This is a genomic window from Streptomyces sp. NPDC008317 (genome assembly GCF_042955955.1).
Lineage (GTDB): Bacteria > Actinomycetota > Actinomycetes > Streptomycetales > Streptomycetaceae > Actinacidiphila.
Map to the genome: position 1 here is coordinate 942,016 of NZ_JBIBFQ010000001.1, position 15,536 is coordinate 957,551.

The following is a 15,536-nucleotide window of genomic DNA, read 5'->3' on the forward strand; positions in this document are numbered from 1 at the left end:
TGCCCGGTGAGAGCAATGGCGGAGGATACGAGATTCGAACTCGTGAGGGGTTGCCCCCAACACGCTTTCCAACGGGTCACGTTGGCGTGCGGGAGGAAGCGGATGCGGTCTGACCTGCGGCCGATCCGACGCATGGGCGGGTAGCGGACGGACCCGAACGCGGCTGAATGAGACCAGAACTGAGACCAGCAGACCATACGTTCTTGCTGGCCAGAGGGGGTGCATGGCCGGGTGCCACCACGACGGCCAGCGCCTAGCGGTGCGAGGTCGAGCGTACGGCGGGACGAGACGGACAACAGCAGTGGGTCTTCGGTCTCCTCAAGGCAGCGCGGGAGAAGACCGGGCGCCCCCCTCCACAGGCGATCTGTCTGGGGGGAGGTGAGCCGGCGGCATCGAGTCAGCTCGAACCCGCGCACTCCGGGTTGCGCAGTATGGCAAAATGCGACGCCTCGGTCGGGTATATCCGGCTGTTACGGCCATCTCTGGGGGATCCATGCGTTGTTGCACCGCCCTGTCTGCGTTAGCTGCCGTGCGCGCGAGGGGGGAGGCTCAGTGCGCATGAGCTGGCGTGTCCCGCTCCCTGGTCCGTTCTCGATCAGCGGCCACGTCGGCGGTAGGTCACGCCGCCGCGGGACAAGCAACAGCGGGGGGCCGGGCTGCATCGCAGGCGGCTTCAAGTTGTTTGGATACCTGCTGCTAGGCGAACTGTGGCTGTGCTGGTGGGCCTTCAAACCCCTCTATATCGCTGGGGTACTGGTGCATCGAAAGGTGGCGGGTCAGCACACGCCGATCTGGCGTTCCCGTAACGGCTGGTGGTAACGCCCGGTCTGCGTCGGATTTGTCGGACGGGGCCCGATGGGGGCGAATGAGGCCGGAGCCGAGACCATGCCCCGTGCCTCGCGAGGATGTCGGGTGCGACTCCGCGGCTACCGAGGGCGCCGTTTCGGTGGCACCGGCCCGGGGATGACGTCGAGATTCATGTGCTCCTTGAACAGGTGCACCAGGTTGGCTCCGTCGAGGAGTTCGAGGCGCCCGTGCTCGTTGGCGAACGCCTCGCTGGCTCGGCCGAACCAGGAGGTGGTCACCAGGATGCCCTTGGCTGCTCGCTTGTGTTCCACGACGCCGGCGAGCGCGGAGACGGTCTCGAAGGGCACTACGTTCTTGGTGCGCTTGGCCTGAATGATGCACAGGCCCTTCATGACCGGGTCAGTGTTCATCGCGACTGCGTCGACGCCCTCGTCCTTCGAAGGCTGAGTGTTCACACTGTCGAGGCCGATAGCTTCGAACAGCTGCCGGATGAGGTGTTCGAACTCCGTGGGCTTCAGGTCCATCAGCACGGGTCGGCTGTCCAGGCCAGCCACGACGTCCAAACTGTCCATGAGCCGGAACTTGGACAAGTCGAACGTGACGAGCGGGCGCACCGGTTCGAGCTCGTACGGATTCGGCGAGATAAGCGAGCGTAGCCGTTTCAGACAGGCCCGCGGGTCAACCTGGGTCAGCACCAGCTTGCTGAACTCGGAGCGCTCTGCTTGGAGTGTGATCAAGCACGGATGCACTTTTCGGCCCGTGGCACGGTCGATGGTGGCCACATGCCCGTTCAGCGCGATCGACTGCACCACGCCATCGGTGTCTGCGGCGAACAGTTCGTGCACCGTGCGCAGAGCCGTCTGGGCCAGGACCGATGCGTACAGTTCCTTCCGCTCCTTTTCGGGGCGCGGTACGGGCGTCATCTCGTCGCGCGTCTTGACGTAGCGGTAGGCACGAGCGGCGGGGACCACGTCTTCCAGGGGGAGGTCGATCTCAACGAGGAGGTCGCCGGTGTCTGCCTGGTAAGAGACCTTATGCGCCTTCGGGAAGCCGTGGGGGTACGCGGAAGCAGCGAGGGCCTGGTCGACGAACCACTCGACCGCTTCGACATCCCGGTCACGATAGGCGTTGCGACGCTGCCCAAGTGCGTCATTCCACGCCCCGATCCGCGCGGCCTCGTCCCGATTGTGTTCCGCGTGCCGAGCGCGCGCCTCCTGTAGCTTCTTACCGCGCTTCTTCTCGTCGCGTGCGTGATCCCGCAGCGCCCTGTCGAAGCGCTCACGAGCCACTTCGACCTCCGCCTCGTATCCACGCCGGCCGAACCCGAGTGCCCCCCGCAGACCGCGTGGCGCCTCTGGTTCGTATTCCTCCCAACGAGGTGTTGGGGCGGCTTTGGTACGTCCGACGGGTGGGACGAACGGAGCGGGGACGAACTCCTGCCGCAGCTGATCGAACGTCAATGGACGCCCGTCGATCACCGCGGTACGCAGCAGCGTCGACAGCTGTTCGACGTCGTGCTCGGTCACGCTGGTGCGGTCGACCGCTTCCTGCGCACGGGCTGCCTCGTACGCAAGTTTCTCCTCGCGTGCCTTCCGTTTGGCCTCGGCCTCGGCTGCTTTGCGGGCCCTCTCCTGCTCTCTGGCCTGCCGCGCAAGCTCCCGTGCGTATGGGTCGTTCGCCCCCGCCACCGCTTCCCCCAGCCCTGTACGTGAGTCTCAAATCGGAGCCGTTCCGTAGTATCCCGCACCGAGTGGATCGCGTCAGTAGGCCCTCGTCGAGCGGCTCCCTGGTCACGAACAGCCCTATGGAGCTATCGCCGGACACCATGTCGTCTTCCTCGGGGGCAACTCGGCGACCCTTCTGGCAGCGGATGGCACATTCGTTCTTGACCGTCCCCCGGTCAGTGGCTGCCGTTGATAGCTCCTGACCGCCGACGTCTCGGCAGCGTCGGAAGCTGGACAGCACCTGCGCCGACCTTGCTGCACGACTCGGAAATCTGGTGAGCCCTGCCATCCATTGCAGCGCAGTGGAAAACAAACAGAAGTAGTCGGCCGAGTGATCTACGATCGCTGGCCATGGTCGTTTACACCAACTGGGACCGTACGGATGCGTCGCCGAAGAGAGCGGCGGAGAGGGACGCCGAGTTCTTCGAGAGGATCGCCGGTCCTTTTTGGGACCAGGTTCGGGATGTGATCAACGAGTGGTGGTCGCACCTCCCGGACCACGCTCAGCCCGGCGTGTGCAGCCGGCTGTTGGACCGGAACTCCGACACGAACGTCTTCTCCGCGCTATGGGAGCTGTACCTACACGAGATGCTGCTCGGTTCCGGATGCACCGTGGAGATCGAGCCCGGCATAGGCACCCGTGGCAAGAACCCTGACTTCCTGGTCACCCGCGACGGCGAGCAGTTTGTCGTCGAGGCGATCTGGACGGCCCAGCGCCTGAGTGGCTACGCGTCCAACCCGCTCCCGCCCCAACTGGCCGACGCCATCGATCGTGTGCCGAGCCCCAACTTTTTCGTGTCCTACCAGCTCGAAAGAGCCGGATCGGCAACGCCGCCGCAGAAGCGGCTGAAGGCCGAGCTGACGCGGTGGCTCGCAAGCCTGGATCCCGACCAAGTCATTGCCGAACACGAGCGCAAGGTTCCACTGCCGAAACACACCTGGCAGGACGGCGACTGGAGCGTCACATTCCAGGCCTTCCCCCGCGATCCCGGTGCGCGAGGTAACCCAACAAGCAGGACGATCGGCATCCATCCCGTGTCAGACGGGCTCGACGACCAGCCGGGTCGGGTGCTTGACGCGGTCAGGAGGAAAGGCGGGAAGTACGGCGACCTAGCGCTGCCGTTCATCGTGGCAGTTGGCCATGCGGCCTTCTTCCCTGAAGATGTGGACACCGAGACGGCGCTGTACGGAACCTCCGTCGAGTATGCCCACGCTGGCACACCTGCCCTCGGCCGAAAGCGCGACGGCTACTGGACTGCAACCTCCGCCCACGGCCACGGCCGGGTCAGCGGCGTACTCACCGTCCACAACCCAGCACCGTGGACTTGGACGAAGAACCCACCCGTCCTCTGGCAAAGCCCAGACCCCAGCTCACTTCCAGCCCCCATCCTTCCTACCTGGGCAACTGCACAGCTCGTCGGCGTCCAAGTCACACGCCAGCCAGCGGCTTCCTCTGTCCATGCTGTCCTCGGTCTGCCAGAGGTTTGGCCGGTCGGCGAGGCATTTCCCCGCCATCACACGAGTAACTCCGACTGACTGCGCCCGCAGGGCTGGGCGAAGATGTCGAAGTGCGCCGCTGCACGCGTATGGCCACTATCTTTTCCCCCCATAGCGAGCAAGGTGCGGGTAGGAGGAACGCTGCCGTTTCCCGGCCGATGGACGGAGCCAGCGGACCCACCGCGGGCGGGAAGGGAAAGCATTGATGGGCAAGGTTGCTGGAGTCCACCCGTACGCCACGGGCGGGGGCGGTACCCGGCTTGAGCACCAGCAGGGGGCGGTGTTGCTCTCTCACCTGCTGACGAGGGCACCGGTTCCCGGTCTCGGCGACGGCGTGAGTCCGGAGTCGGTGCGTTTCCAGGCGTGGTCGGACAGTAGCGTGGATGACCTGCTGGTGCGAGGTGTGGGGGTGCACGGCACTCCGCATGCGCTGGCCATCGGGGTCCGGCGGCGGCCCAAACTCACCGCGGCGGACGAGTCCTCCGTTCGGCTCATTGGCGCGTATCTCGACGTTGTCCATGAGCGGTGGCCGCTCCTGAGAAGCGGGCGCTGGGCCCTCGGGTTGGCGGTCGTGCCCGGATGCGTACCCGCGCACGAACTGGGGGCGCTGGCGACGATCGCGGTTTCGTCCGGAACCGAGGGCGTCTTCCGCGCCAAGGCCGCGAGCGATGCTGACAGCAGGGCTCGTCGTCGGCTTGTGCAGTTGGACGCGATCGTTGAGGCGGCAGTCCGGGGCGGAAGCGGGACTGCGGATGTGTCGGTACGGGAGCTGACATGGCGCCTGTTGTATCGACTCAGCCTCCTGACGATCCGTCTTGAGGGAGCTGACCTCAGCGACAGGACGAGCGCGGTCGAACGACTCCTGCCCAGCACGCCGAACCGGTCGAACCACGAGGCCGATGCACTGTTCTCGCGCCTTGCGGAACTGGCCGGCACCTACGCCTCCAGGGGAGCTGAGGTCACGCGTTCGATGATCTGCGCCGACCTGTACGGACACGCCGCCTTTGCCGGCGGGCCCCCTGTGCCCGCGGAACCGAACGGACCCGGGGCCGCCACTCCTGTGGCGAAGCGAACGTCACGTCGTACCGATGGGAGGTCCGTCCGTGACGGTGCTGACCTCTGGCCGCCTCTCAAGGTCGGCGAGGGCGCAACCCAGCCGCAGTACTCCGAAGGGGTCCTTGTCGTGCGCGACCGCAGCCTCTTGCGCGCTGTCGACGCGGCTACTGGTGAGGAACTGTGGAAGTACCCACGCACGTCGAGCCTTCCGGTGGTCGGAGCTGGAGCGGTCTACGAGATCGCGGCCATGCAGCAGTTACGCTCCCGGGATCTTCGATCGGGACAGCGCCGGGGACCGCTGCCGTTTCGAGTCCGCGAGGGCGCGGTCGTTCACGATCGCGGAACCCTGTACGTCGTGGATGAAGCCGGCGGACTGATGGCGATCGACTGCCGGTCCAGGGGACGGCTCTGGTCGTGGCGCGATAGCAGCGGAATGGTCGCCTCACCGCCTGTCGTTCGTGGCGAGAACGTGTATGTGCTGGTGACGGATAACTCCGGCTCTTCCCAGCCGGGGGTGTCGCGCCTTGTGGCAGTGGACGCGACCGTCGGCAAGGAACGCTGGCGATCAGGCGATCTGCCGTCGATCCGGCACTGGACGATTGGACAGACGTCCGCCTACATGGTCTTGAGTGCCGACAGGTCCCACGATAGGACAATGGCCCTCAGCCTCGACGATGGCACCGCTCGGTGGGAGCACGCCACAGCGCAGGCTGTGGTGGCACCGCAGGAGGCGGGCCCCGTGGTGTTCCTCGTGGACAGGGAGAGCCGGCTTCTCGCCGTGGACGCGGTGAAAGGGACCACCCGGTGGGGTATTGAGGTCGGCGCGAGAATAAGCGCTGCTCCTCTGGCGACGAGCCGGACCGTCACTGTTCCCACCCGGAATCCTCATCGACTCACCTCCTACGACTACCGCGCCGGAGAAGTCCTGTGGACCCACCGCGGGCCGGGTGCATTCGACAAGCAGCCCTTCGCCGTCGGCGAGACCGTGTTCGCCGCACACCGCGCCGGTCAACTCCTCGCATTCGACGAGAGCACCGGGAAGAGGCGCACCGTCGCAGATGCGCTCTGGTCCCACGATCCCGCGCAGCCACCCCCAGTTGTCGACGGAGTTCTCTACGTGGTGAGCGGAGGCTTCCTTCGAGCGCTACCGCTTGTATGAATTGACGCATGTGTTAGTCGGGGATTTGAGGTCGACGCGGCTGCTCACCGCACGAGTCTTGGTCACCGGGCGGTGAGTACCCGTCCGGCGGTGTCGAGGGCGCCGGAGAGAGTTGCCTGGAGCTCATCTGGGATGGTGCCGACTCCCAGTGCGCAGGCTCGGATCAGGTCACGGCAGTCCTTGGCCTGCGTGGCCTTGGCGAGCGCGACGGCCACAGGATGAATCGCGAGTTCGTGAGCCGTGTATCCGTCGCGGACGCCCGTGGTTCGGCGGACGATACTCTCGATGAGGTTGCGCGCTTCGGGATGCCGTGATGTGCCCATTGCGTCCAGAACCGTGAGGCCGAGGCGAACGTCGAAGACGGTCAGGCCCGGCTTTGCCTCGTGGCCCAGATACGCGTTGATGAGGTCTGCGACTTGGCGGTCGTCTGGCTGGCCAGCTTCGCGGCGGCAGAGCACCGTCAGACAGGCTGTGACGAGCTGCTCCCATGGTTCGCCCGGTGCCGTGTCGGCGAGGAGTTCGGCGGCGTGGTCCGTGTCGCCTTCGGTGAGGGCGGCGACTACGGCTACTTGGCGGCCGTCGAGCATGCGGGTGCCGATGCCGTGGTGCTGCTTGATGTGGGCGAGGGCTTCCTGCCAGCGGCCGGTGGAGGTCAGGGTACGGGTGCCGTCGGCGAGGAGGACGCGCCAGAGCCAGGCGTGGACTTCGTGGCGGTCTTTGTCGGTGTGTGTGAGGTTGTCTGGGACGGTGATGCCCTCGAAGGTGACGGGGGTGCCGGTGCCGACGGCTTCGTAGAGGGCGAGGAGGCGTTGGCGGGCGTTGTCGGGGTGGCCGGCGCGGATCTGCAGGCGGGCGAGGTTGATTAGGGGTTCCAGGCCGCGGATGGCGCTCGTGGCGGGCAGCGGGCCTGCGGTCAGGTATGCCTTGGCGTGGCGGTGGCACATCTGGCGGGCGAGGTCGGGGAGGCCGACGTCGGAGGCGAGGAGGGCGGCCTGGTTGAAGACGGTGGAGGCCAAGCCTTGGTCGTTCTGCTCGGCGGCCCGGCTGGCCAGGTCCACCAGTGTCTGCACGCGGTCGGGAAGCGGCAGGCAGGCGGGGCGGAAGCGGGCGACGAGTGGGAAACGTTTGGCTATCGGGCCGTGCGGGTCCATGGGTCCGCCTGTCGGTGACGGTGTGGGTAGGGACCGGGGGAGCCCGTCGGCTACGCGTGCGGGCTCCCCCCAACGCCAACTGGCGTTACCGCCAGTGCGCGACGATGCGGTTAAGCGGGGTGTCGATGGCGAACAGGCCGGGCCGCTGCTCGATCTCGGGTGCGTCGAGGCGCTGGATCTCGAAGGACGCTTCGCGGCCCCGGTATTCGCGGTCCCAGGTGCGGATCGCGTCGGCGACCTGTGCGGCCAGTCCGTCACTGCCGGGGCCGTGGCCGATGACGCCGAATTCCCAGAGCTTGCCGCCCTCGGCCGTCGTCGTCTTCAAGAGGCGGCGGGCGAGGTAGGTGACGGCGCCCTTATCGACGGCTGCTGTGGATGACGGGTACGGGTCCTCGGTGAGCAGCGTGCCCTTGGCGTCGGCCGGGAACAGCATCCGGATCAGACCCGAGGGCAGGGAGCAGGAAACGAACAGCTCCATCCACTCCGGTGACTCCATCGCCCGGACGGTCATGCCCGTCCATTCCTCGGTGCGCGGCTGATCCAGCACGCCGGCCAGGGCGTCGGCGTCGATGGGCTGTCCGGCGGGGGTCTGGAGCCGGACAGTGCCGTCCGTGCTGAGGGGGATGACGCGGCGGTCGTCGTCGGCGATGCCGCGTCGCAGGGGCATGAAGGTGTTCATCTTGCTGCTGACGCTGGTCCAGCGGCCGTCGTGCTGCTCGTAGGCGATGGAGCGGGACACGCTGCCCTTGAGCCGTTGGGGGACGACGAGGCGTCCGCCGGGTGCGAGCTGGTCGAGCCAGGCGTGGGGGACGCCGTGTGCTCCGACGGTGGCAATGATCCGGTCGTACGGTGCGCCTGCGGCGTTGCCGACGGCGCCGTCGCGGGTCAGGGCCTCCACGTTGCTGAACCCGGCGGTGGCAAGGTGGGCGCGGGCGCCTTCCACGAGGTCGTCGTCGACGTCGATCGTGGTGACGTGGCCCTTCTCGCCGACGAGGTGGGCGAGGAGTGCGGCGTTGTAGCCGGTGCCGGCGCCCAGTTCGAGGATGCGTTCGCCGGGGAGGGCGTCGAGCTGGTCGAGCATGAGGGCGACGACTCCGGGCTGGGAGGCGCAGGAGATCGACGTGCCGTCGGTGTCGTACTTGATGTTGACCGGGTTGTTGCCGTAGGCGTCTTCGAGTGGTGCGTCGGGCACGAACAGGTGGCGGGGAACGGTCCGCAGCGCGGTCTCGACGGCGGGCGTTCGGGCGTATCCGGAGGTGCGGATCTGGTCGACCAGGGCGTTGCGGAGTCGAGCGGCTTCGGCCCCGTTGGGGGTGATCGTGTCGGTGGTCACCACCTTGACGCTAGTGGTGTCGGGCGTGGCCTCGGTGGACGACGCGGTGTTGTCACTCGATCCCATGACTGCCTCTCGTGCGGTGGTGAACAGGGCGCTTTGGTCCTCCGGGAGGAGGACGGCGCGGTTGGCGTGGAAGATCACGTGGTGGGCAATGACGGCGCGCAGACCGCGTGAGAGCCCGCCTCCGGCGGCGAGGTAGGCCAGCGTCGTACCGGCCCGCTCGAAGGCGGCCACCCATTCGGCGTGCCCGTCGAGAGGGCGGTTCGGACGGCACAGGCTGTGGGCGTCAACGGTCATCAGCGTGCGCATCGCCGGGATCAGGGCAGCGGCCTGTTCCGGGGTGAAGTCGTTGGCCGGTCGTAGCGCTGCGGCCTTCGCCCACACGTCGCCCTGCTCGAACCAATCCAGGTTGGCGGCGCGCATCATGGCGCTGAGTAGGAGGACGGCGGTCTCTCGACGGCCCACGTGTCCCGGGCCGGGCTGGTAGGTGAGCAGGTGCCGGCTGTCCTCGTGGAAGAGGTCGTGGGCGGCGTCCATCGAGAGGGCTCCGCCGAAGGCGGTGGATTCCGGCTCGTAGATGCCGGGCAGCCAGGACTTCACCGTGCCGTCGTCGACGAGTTGGCTCAGGACCGACTGGACCAGTGGCGACGGCCGCGCGGCCCGGTATCGCAGTGGCCAGGGCTGCTTGTTCATGAACCACCAGCCGTCGAGCTGCCCGGCTTCCTCGGCCGCGAGGAGGGCGGGGCCGAGGCGTTCGGTAATGGCGCGCTTGCTGCTCTCGCGGTCGGTGAAGACGACGTTGTGCTGGTACCAGCGGTCCGGGTCCATGGGCGGTGGTCCTTCAATCAGTGGGTTCAGGCGAGGAGCAGGCAGGAGTCCCAGGCGGATACGGACGCGCTGGTGGTGGCGGGGGAAAGTAGTGCCAGGGCGATACCTGCCGCGCCGTCGAGGAACCCGGGACCAGCTTTCTCGTCCTGCACGAGTGCCTTGGCCACGGTGGCGGGGTCTTTGCCCGGTGGGCACACCGCGGCCAGGAGGCCCGGGATCGCGGTACGGAGCTGCCCGGCGGTCGGAGGGTGGGCGTCGGCGGCGGTGCGGGCCGCGATATGGGCGAGCCCGGCGTAACCGTGGCACAGGCCGTTGTCCGTGGTGGCCTTGAGCTGTGCGGAGTCGGTGAGGGCGGCCACGAGCGCGTTCTCGGCCTCGACTTGGCGGTGTGCGTCGCCGAGTGCGAGGGCGGCGAGCTGTTGGGCGCGGGCGAGGCCGGCTGTGCCGTAGCACCATGAGGGGCGGCGCGGTGTGGAGGGGGCGGAACGTTCTTCGCGGAGTTCGGCACGGGTGACCCAGTAGGGCCAGGCGACGCCGGGGCCGGTCTCTTCCTGCCAGCGGTCGAGCCACGCCAGGATCGTTCGGATCGCGTCGTGGTGGCCGACGACGGTGTTGCCGCGCCGGGCGGCGAGGGCCAGCAGCGCGACCACTCCGCCGATGCCGTGCGCCATGCCGCTGTTGGCGTGCCCGCCGGGGAACCTTTGGTCCGGGCGGCCGGAGGGACCGGAGGTCGTCCACCAGCCGGGCAGAATCTCGCCGTCTTGGGCGACTGGCTCGGTGAGGCGGACGCAGTAGTGGAGGAGCCTGCTCAGGGTGGGGCCGAGCGGGGCGCGGTGAAGGAGGTAGGCGCCGTAGCTGGCGAGTCCTCGGATCACGTCGAACTCGGCCAGCTCAGGCAGGCCACCGGCGTCGATGCGGCGGTGGGCGGTGTCGAGGCGCCGATGGACGTCGCGGTCGGTCTGCGCGTCGAGGCGGAGAAGGGCGCGCTGGTAGGGGCCGGGCTGGCGCTCGGCTGCGCAGGCCACGGCGTGGGCGAGGGGCGGGGCGCCGTAGAAGGGGTGGCTGTCGGGTCCGCTGGTGAACGGCTCCCGGGCGGCGGCGGTGAGCCAGGCGTGGGCGCGCTGCCACGGGCCCAGACCGGCCGCGGCGCGTTCGATGTGCAGCAGCGCGATCCCCAGGGGTCCGTACGCGAGCTGCTGCCGGTGGGCGGTCATCGTACGCGGACTCACCGGGGCCGTGTTGGGGTCAGCCAGGAGGTCGGAGACCGCGTCCGCCACCTTCAGCGCGAGGGGATCGGTCACCGTGACCTCCGGGAGAGCCAGGCCAGGGCGGCGGCGCGGGTGAGGTAGAGGCAGATCTCTTCCTCCGGAAAATCGACCGCGATGTGCCGTACGAAGTGGACGTGCAGCAGCGAGGACAGGACGTCGTCCAGGCGGATGCCTTGGGTGTCCGGCCCGGGGAGGTGGGAGCGGTAGGCGGCGAGCGCCGCGTCCCGGTCGGCCCACGTGTCCACGATGCTCTGTCCGCCGGGTACGTTGCGCATCGCCGCCCAGTCGTTCGACGGGTCGGCCAGTCGTACGGTCTCGGTGAATTCCGGACGCGGAACCGGTGCGGGCGCGGCGGACGGAACGTGGTCGATCAGCCAGCGCATCGCGGCCTCGGTACTGCCGAGGAATGCCGTGGCGATGCCGATGCTGTGCGCGGCCACCAGCGCGCGCTGCGGCGGACGTTGGCGCTGGGCGAGTTGGGCCACCACGGCCCGCGAGTCGGTACGGAACACCTCCTCGGCGGCGTCCCAGGCCGGACCGGAGCCCCAACGGCCCATCTCGCGGTAGGAGGTGGGGAAGCACAGGTCAGACAGCAGCCCGGCGGCGCGCAGTTCGTTGGCCCAGGCGCCGACGGTACGGGCGGTCTCGGCGAAGTCGTCGGGATCGGGCAGCGCGATGCGCAGCCGCAGGTGGTGGGCGGGGTCGCGGAAGCGGACGAACCACCACGGCGGGCCGCCGAGCCGGTCCAGCAGGTCGGGGATGTGCTGAGCGAGGAGAACGTCCTGGCGGCGCAGGTCGCCGTAGAGGGTGGCAAGCAGCAGCGAGGAGAGACCGGGCGTCTGCATCTGTGCCGGAGAGAAGGTACGGGCCGGGGTGGGAGTCGGCAGCGCAGGCCAAATCGGAGGCCGGGTAGCCTTGAGCGGCACGACGACCTCGTGCGCGCGGCCGTCGCACCACCCGTAGGCATCGGCCTCCGGGGCTTCCACGAGCACCGCCAAGAGGGTGCGGTTCAGGTGCTGGCGCAGCAAGGTCCGGTGCGCGGCGTGGTCGAGGTCCAGGACCAGGCGTCGATCGCCCTCGGCCAGGTGGACCCGCTGCGGCATCCGCCGCCGGGTCCGCCAGTCCTCAAGTGCGGTATCCCACAGGGCTTGCGGACGGTCGCGGCCGGGCAGCTCGGCGGCCTCCAGCCGCCACCGGGCCGGGGCGAGCACCGTACGGCCGTAGCGCAGCCGCGGCAGGAACGGCATCGCGTTCGCGGCGCCCCAGTCGAACAGGGTGACCTGCGAGCACTGAGCGCGGGCCAGCTCGGTGAGGAAGCGGACCAGCGGCGGCGTGTGCTCCTTGAGGTTCAGCGCGTGCATACCCACGGCCTCGATCCGCTGCCCGCGTGCGGGCGCGGCCAGGTACATGCGGCGGCCGTCACAGGCCACTGCCAGGTCGGCCGGAGTGAGCACGCCGCTGGTCGGTGCGCGGTGCTCCTGGACGCTGACCACGATGGGCAGGACCTGCGGAGCGCGCGTGACGTGGGCACTGGTGGGGTGCAGTGGGGGGAAGGACAACTGGGCGGCGACGGTGCCGGCGTCGGCGGCGGGGAGGCTGGCCAGCTCTGCTGCCAGCCGTTCGCGGTCCTCGGGAGCCAGCACGCTGAGGAATCGGCCGGTGGTGACGCCGACGCCGCGGGACACGCTTGCCAATTCCAGCCGGAACCGACCGCGTCGCAGTTCCTCGGCGCTGCCAGCGTGCACCCGGACGCCGACTTCCAGGTGCGGCGGCACTCTGGGGTGCTCCGGCCCCAAGCCCATGGCACCGATCAGCTCATCGGTGAGGACCACTTCGTCGTGGCCGTCGAGGACGGCGGCCTGCGCCAGCCGCACCAGCGTGTCATCGCGTACGGAGAGACGAGAGCGGCGCCAGTCGGCGGGGGCTCCCGGGTACCCGTCGGGGAAGCCGGTGCCGCTGTCGGCGATGACGTCGGGGAGCGGCACCATCGTGCCGATGCCGTACTTCTCGTAGAACCGCCGCTGGTAAGCCTTCCACGCCGCGGTCCCGTACGGCAGGGCGCTGACCCGTACCAGAACGCTGGCGGCGCGCTCGACCTCGCGGGCGACCTGTTCCGGCAATTCGACCGTGGCGTCCAAGCGCAGGTCGAGGGCGAGGGGGTGGCGGTTGAGGTCCGGAACCACAGACCGCATCCGCGCGGAGGTGCGGACCCGGCCGCCGGGCGAGTCACAGTTACGCAGGTCGTCCTGCACGGTACGTAGTTCGCGGACCGTACCGGTGACCGGGGCGACCGTGTCGGCGTTCACGGCATCGAGCTGGCCCAGCAGGTAGTTCAGGGCATCGGTCTCGGTGCTCGGCGCGTGCAGGCTGGTGATCAGCACGTGGTTGTGGATCAGCCCCTGCACGAGTCGCTGCGCCCGGCCCGGACCTGCCTCTGGGAAGTCTGCGGCCAGCTTGTCGGAGAGGACACCTGCGCAGATGGGTTCGCGGGCTGCTGCGTCCAGGATCACCCGCACCGGTTCGGTCAGCACGATGGATGCCTCGACCGCACGTCGCCGGTCGCTGCGGACGTCGGACTCGTACGGGACAACCAGCTGTCCACCGCGTACCTGCACGGTGTTGTTGAGTAGCACCGGAAGTCGCTCCAGCAGCTCGGGACATGACTCCAGCCGTTCGATGACGGCCGTCAGCCACTCCGCGCTCGCCCGCGCGATGACCGTATGGTCCGAACCCCACGTCGCCCCTGCTCCTGTCCCGATGGCGGCGGCGGTGACGCCGGCGAACAGACCGAAGGGAGTTGCCCGCTGCTCGGCACGCAGTACATAGCGGGCCACCGAGGCGGCGGCGCGCCGCACGTCACGGTCGGCCGGGGCTTCGCAGGAGCACAGGGCCCGCACCTGGGAGGCGAGGGCCGGACTCGCGTGCTCCAGCGCCTCGGCAACGTGCCTCTCGGACCAGACCTCTCGCAACCACGCCAGCCGGAGAGCCATGCCGCGGGGAGAAGGGTCATCGAGGCTAGGGACTGGAGGGACAGGGACTCTCGGCCGAGCGACCGCGCGGACGAGCGCGGTGCTCCCGGCACGGAAGGTGGTGCTCGGAGCCATCACGACCTCCTGGTCCAGACGGGCGGCCGGTGCCTTCGCACACGAAGACACCGGCCAGATACCGAGTGCCTGGGATCAGGCCACGTTGGTGGTGCAGGCGCCGCAGGTCGAGCCGCAGCCGTCGTCCGTCAGGCTGATCAGACCTGCGACATCGCCGACCTCGACCAGGGTGACGTCCAGTTCGAAGCCGTCCGATGTCGTCGTGCTTGCGGCCACCGGCTGCGCCTTCGTGGTGTGCGTGATGTTGGGGCTCATGCCAATTCCCTTTCGTTTTTTTGGGGGGTGCGGATGGTGCTGCTGACAAGTGCCTACGTGCGGAGCGCATGGAGACAACCACGCCGCGGAGGTGGTTACCGGCCACCGGCCCGAGGCGCTGGCTTGGGTGCGGCGTCGGACGCAGGCGTGGCACCGGCCTGTTACGAGGTGTGACTCGTCTCACCGACCGGAGCGCAACGGGGGTTCCAGGGGGTCGTCAATCTGCCAGGTGTGACCACCGGGGTGACCTTCGTACTCGCCACAGCCGCCGTGGGCGGGGTGGGAGGCGGGGCAGTCGGGGAGGACGAGCAGCGTGTCGGGGGTGCTGTCATGGAGCCAGCGGCTCCACGCGGCCGTTTTCTCGGCGACATCGTGGACCAAGGCGTAATGGTGGCCGCCAGTGTGGTGTTCGAGGGTGCAGCGCAGGTCGCGGATGTCGGCGGGTATGCCGTGGCGATCGCCGGCCCAGGCGAGGGCGGTGCGGGCGAGGGGGTCGGGCAGGACCGTCATCGCGGAGCAGAGGGGCGGTCGGCTGGGCACCGGGTCGCGGTCCGTCGGGGAATTGGAGGTGGCGGTGGTCACGGCGTATTCCTAGGAGGTGGGTGTGGATCACTGTGCGGATCGGATCGGCCGAGGCGGCCGGAGGCGGTCTGGCCGAGCGACGGCGCGGCTCGGCGTGCTGAGATGTACTCACGCGGTCACCGCGTGGTTGCCGGTGGTGGTCAGAGCGGGTTCCGGCGGAACGCCGGCCGTGAGGGGGAGTTGGGCCCAGACGGTCTTCCCCGGACGGTGTGCGGCCGGCTGGTAGCCCCATGCGCCATCGCTGAGGCCGTTCACCAGTTGCAGGCCCCGGCCGTTCTCGGACTCGGCGGAGGGCGGGCGCAGGAGAGGCGGGCGCGGGCTTTCGTCGTACATGGCTATGCACAGGCGGTCGGCTGCGATCCACAGGGTCAACTCGCACCGGGGAACGTGCGGTTGTCCGCAGTCGGGGGCGAACGGCTTTGCCTCGGCGCCTGCGTGGCGTACGGCGTTGGAAGCCAGTTCGGCGACAACGGTGAGGGCGTCGTACGCGAGGTCTTCGGGCAGGCCCCAGTCGCGTAAGACGGCGTCGGCGTGCCCCTTGGCGTAACGGACGGCCGACCGTTCGCATGCCAGGTCCAGCACGCTGTGTAAGCGGGAGCTGGAGGTCATGACCACACCCTTCACCGATGTCTCCGGGCAGCCACGGCGTCTGTGAGACGACCGGGGCAACGCTGCTGTCTGTAATCAGTCAACGACAGAAACGATCGGCGAAAGTGCACAAGAAGTGCACAAGCCCGGGGTGGGGGTATGGATGGGCTGAGAGCATGGC

General features: G+C 68.7%; 10 protein-coding genes. 2 read left to right on the top strand and 8 right to left on the bottom strand.

Annotated features, from left to right (window positions below):
* Nucleotides 1–926: 926 nt before the first annotated feature.
* A complete protein-coding gene (locus ACFY9V_RS03935; RefSeq protein WP_391159237.1) occupies nucleotides 927–2,495 on the bottom strand; it encodes a restriction endonuclease in 1,569 nt (522 codons plus the stop codon).
* Nucleotides 2,496–2,882: 387 nt separating this feature from the next.
* Here ACFY9V_RS03935 and ACFY9V_RS03940 point away from each other — a divergent pair, with 387 nt between their 5' ends.
* On the top strand, nucleotides 2,883–4,067 hold the full coding sequence (locus ACFY9V_RS03940; protein WP_355335910.1) for a hypothetical protein: 1,185 nt from the start codon (nucleotides 2,883–2,885) through the stop codon (nucleotides 4,065–4,067).
* Between the two features lie 166 nt (nucleotides 4,068–4,233).
* The gene (locus ACFY9V_RS03945; protein WP_391159240.1) at nucleotides 4,234–6,243 is read left to right on the top strand and encodes a PQQ-binding-like beta-propeller repeat protein; all 2,010 of its coding nucleotides are present in this window, start codon (nucleotides 4,234–4,236) and stop codon (nucleotides 6,241–6,243) included.
* Nucleotides 6,244–6,305: 62 nt separating this feature from the next.
* On the opposite strand, the gene ACFY9V_RS03950 is transcribed toward ACFY9V_RS03945, so the two are convergent.
* The 7 genes from ACFY9V_RS03950 to ACFY9V_RS03980 form a co-directional block, all read right to left on the bottom strand.
* Entirely contained in the window at nucleotides 6,306–7,394 is a 1,089-nt protein-coding gene (locus ACFY9V_RS03950) for a hypothetical protein (protein ID WP_391159241.1), read from the bottom strand.
* Nucleotides 7,395–7,479: 85 nt separating this feature from the next.
* Nucleotides 7,480–9,558: a methyltransferase, FxLD system gene (gene fxlM / locus ACFY9V_RS03955; RefSeq protein WP_391159244.1), complete on the bottom strand. Its 2,079-nt coding sequence runs from the start codon at nucleotides 9,556–9,558 to the stop codon at nucleotides 7,480–7,482.
* 26 nt (nucleotides 9,559–9,584) lie between these two features.
* Complete coding sequence (locus ACFY9V_RS03960; protein WP_391159246.1) at nucleotides 9,585–10,859, bottom strand: lanthionine synthetase LanC family protein; 1,275 nt, start codon at nucleotides 10,857–10,859, stop codon at nucleotides 9,585–9,587.
* The gene (locus ACFY9V_RS03965) at nucleotides 10,856–13,816 is read right to left on the bottom strand and encodes a thiopeptide-type bacteriocin biosynthesis protein (protein WP_391159248.1); all 2,961 of its coding nucleotides are present in this window, start codon (nucleotides 13,814–13,816) and stop codon (nucleotides 10,856–10,858) included. The genes ACFY9V_RS03960 and ACFY9V_RS03965 overlap by 4 nt, the downstream gene beginning before the upstream one ends.
* 189 nt (nucleotides 13,817–14,005) lie before the next feature.
* A complete protein-coding gene (locus tag ACFY9V_RS03970; protein WP_391159250.1) occupies nucleotides 14,006–14,185 on the bottom strand; it encodes an FxLD family lanthipeptide in 180 nt (59 codons plus the stop codon).
* A 180-nt stretch (nucleotides 14,186–14,365) separates the two neighbouring features.
* Nucleotides 14,366–14,767 (bottom strand): hypothetical protein, encoded by a 402-nt coding sequence (locus tag ACFY9V_RS03975; RefSeq protein ID WP_391159252.1) that lies wholly within the window; start codon nucleotides 14,765–14,767, stop codon nucleotides 14,366–14,368.
* 108 nt (nucleotides 14,768–14,875) lie between these two features.
* On the bottom strand, nucleotides 14,876–15,376 hold the full coding sequence (locus ACFY9V_RS03980; protein WP_391159255.1) for an ATP-binding protein: 501 nt from the start codon (nucleotides 15,374–15,376) through the stop codon (nucleotides 14,876–14,878).
* Nucleotides 15,377–15,536: the final 160 nt, after the last annotated feature.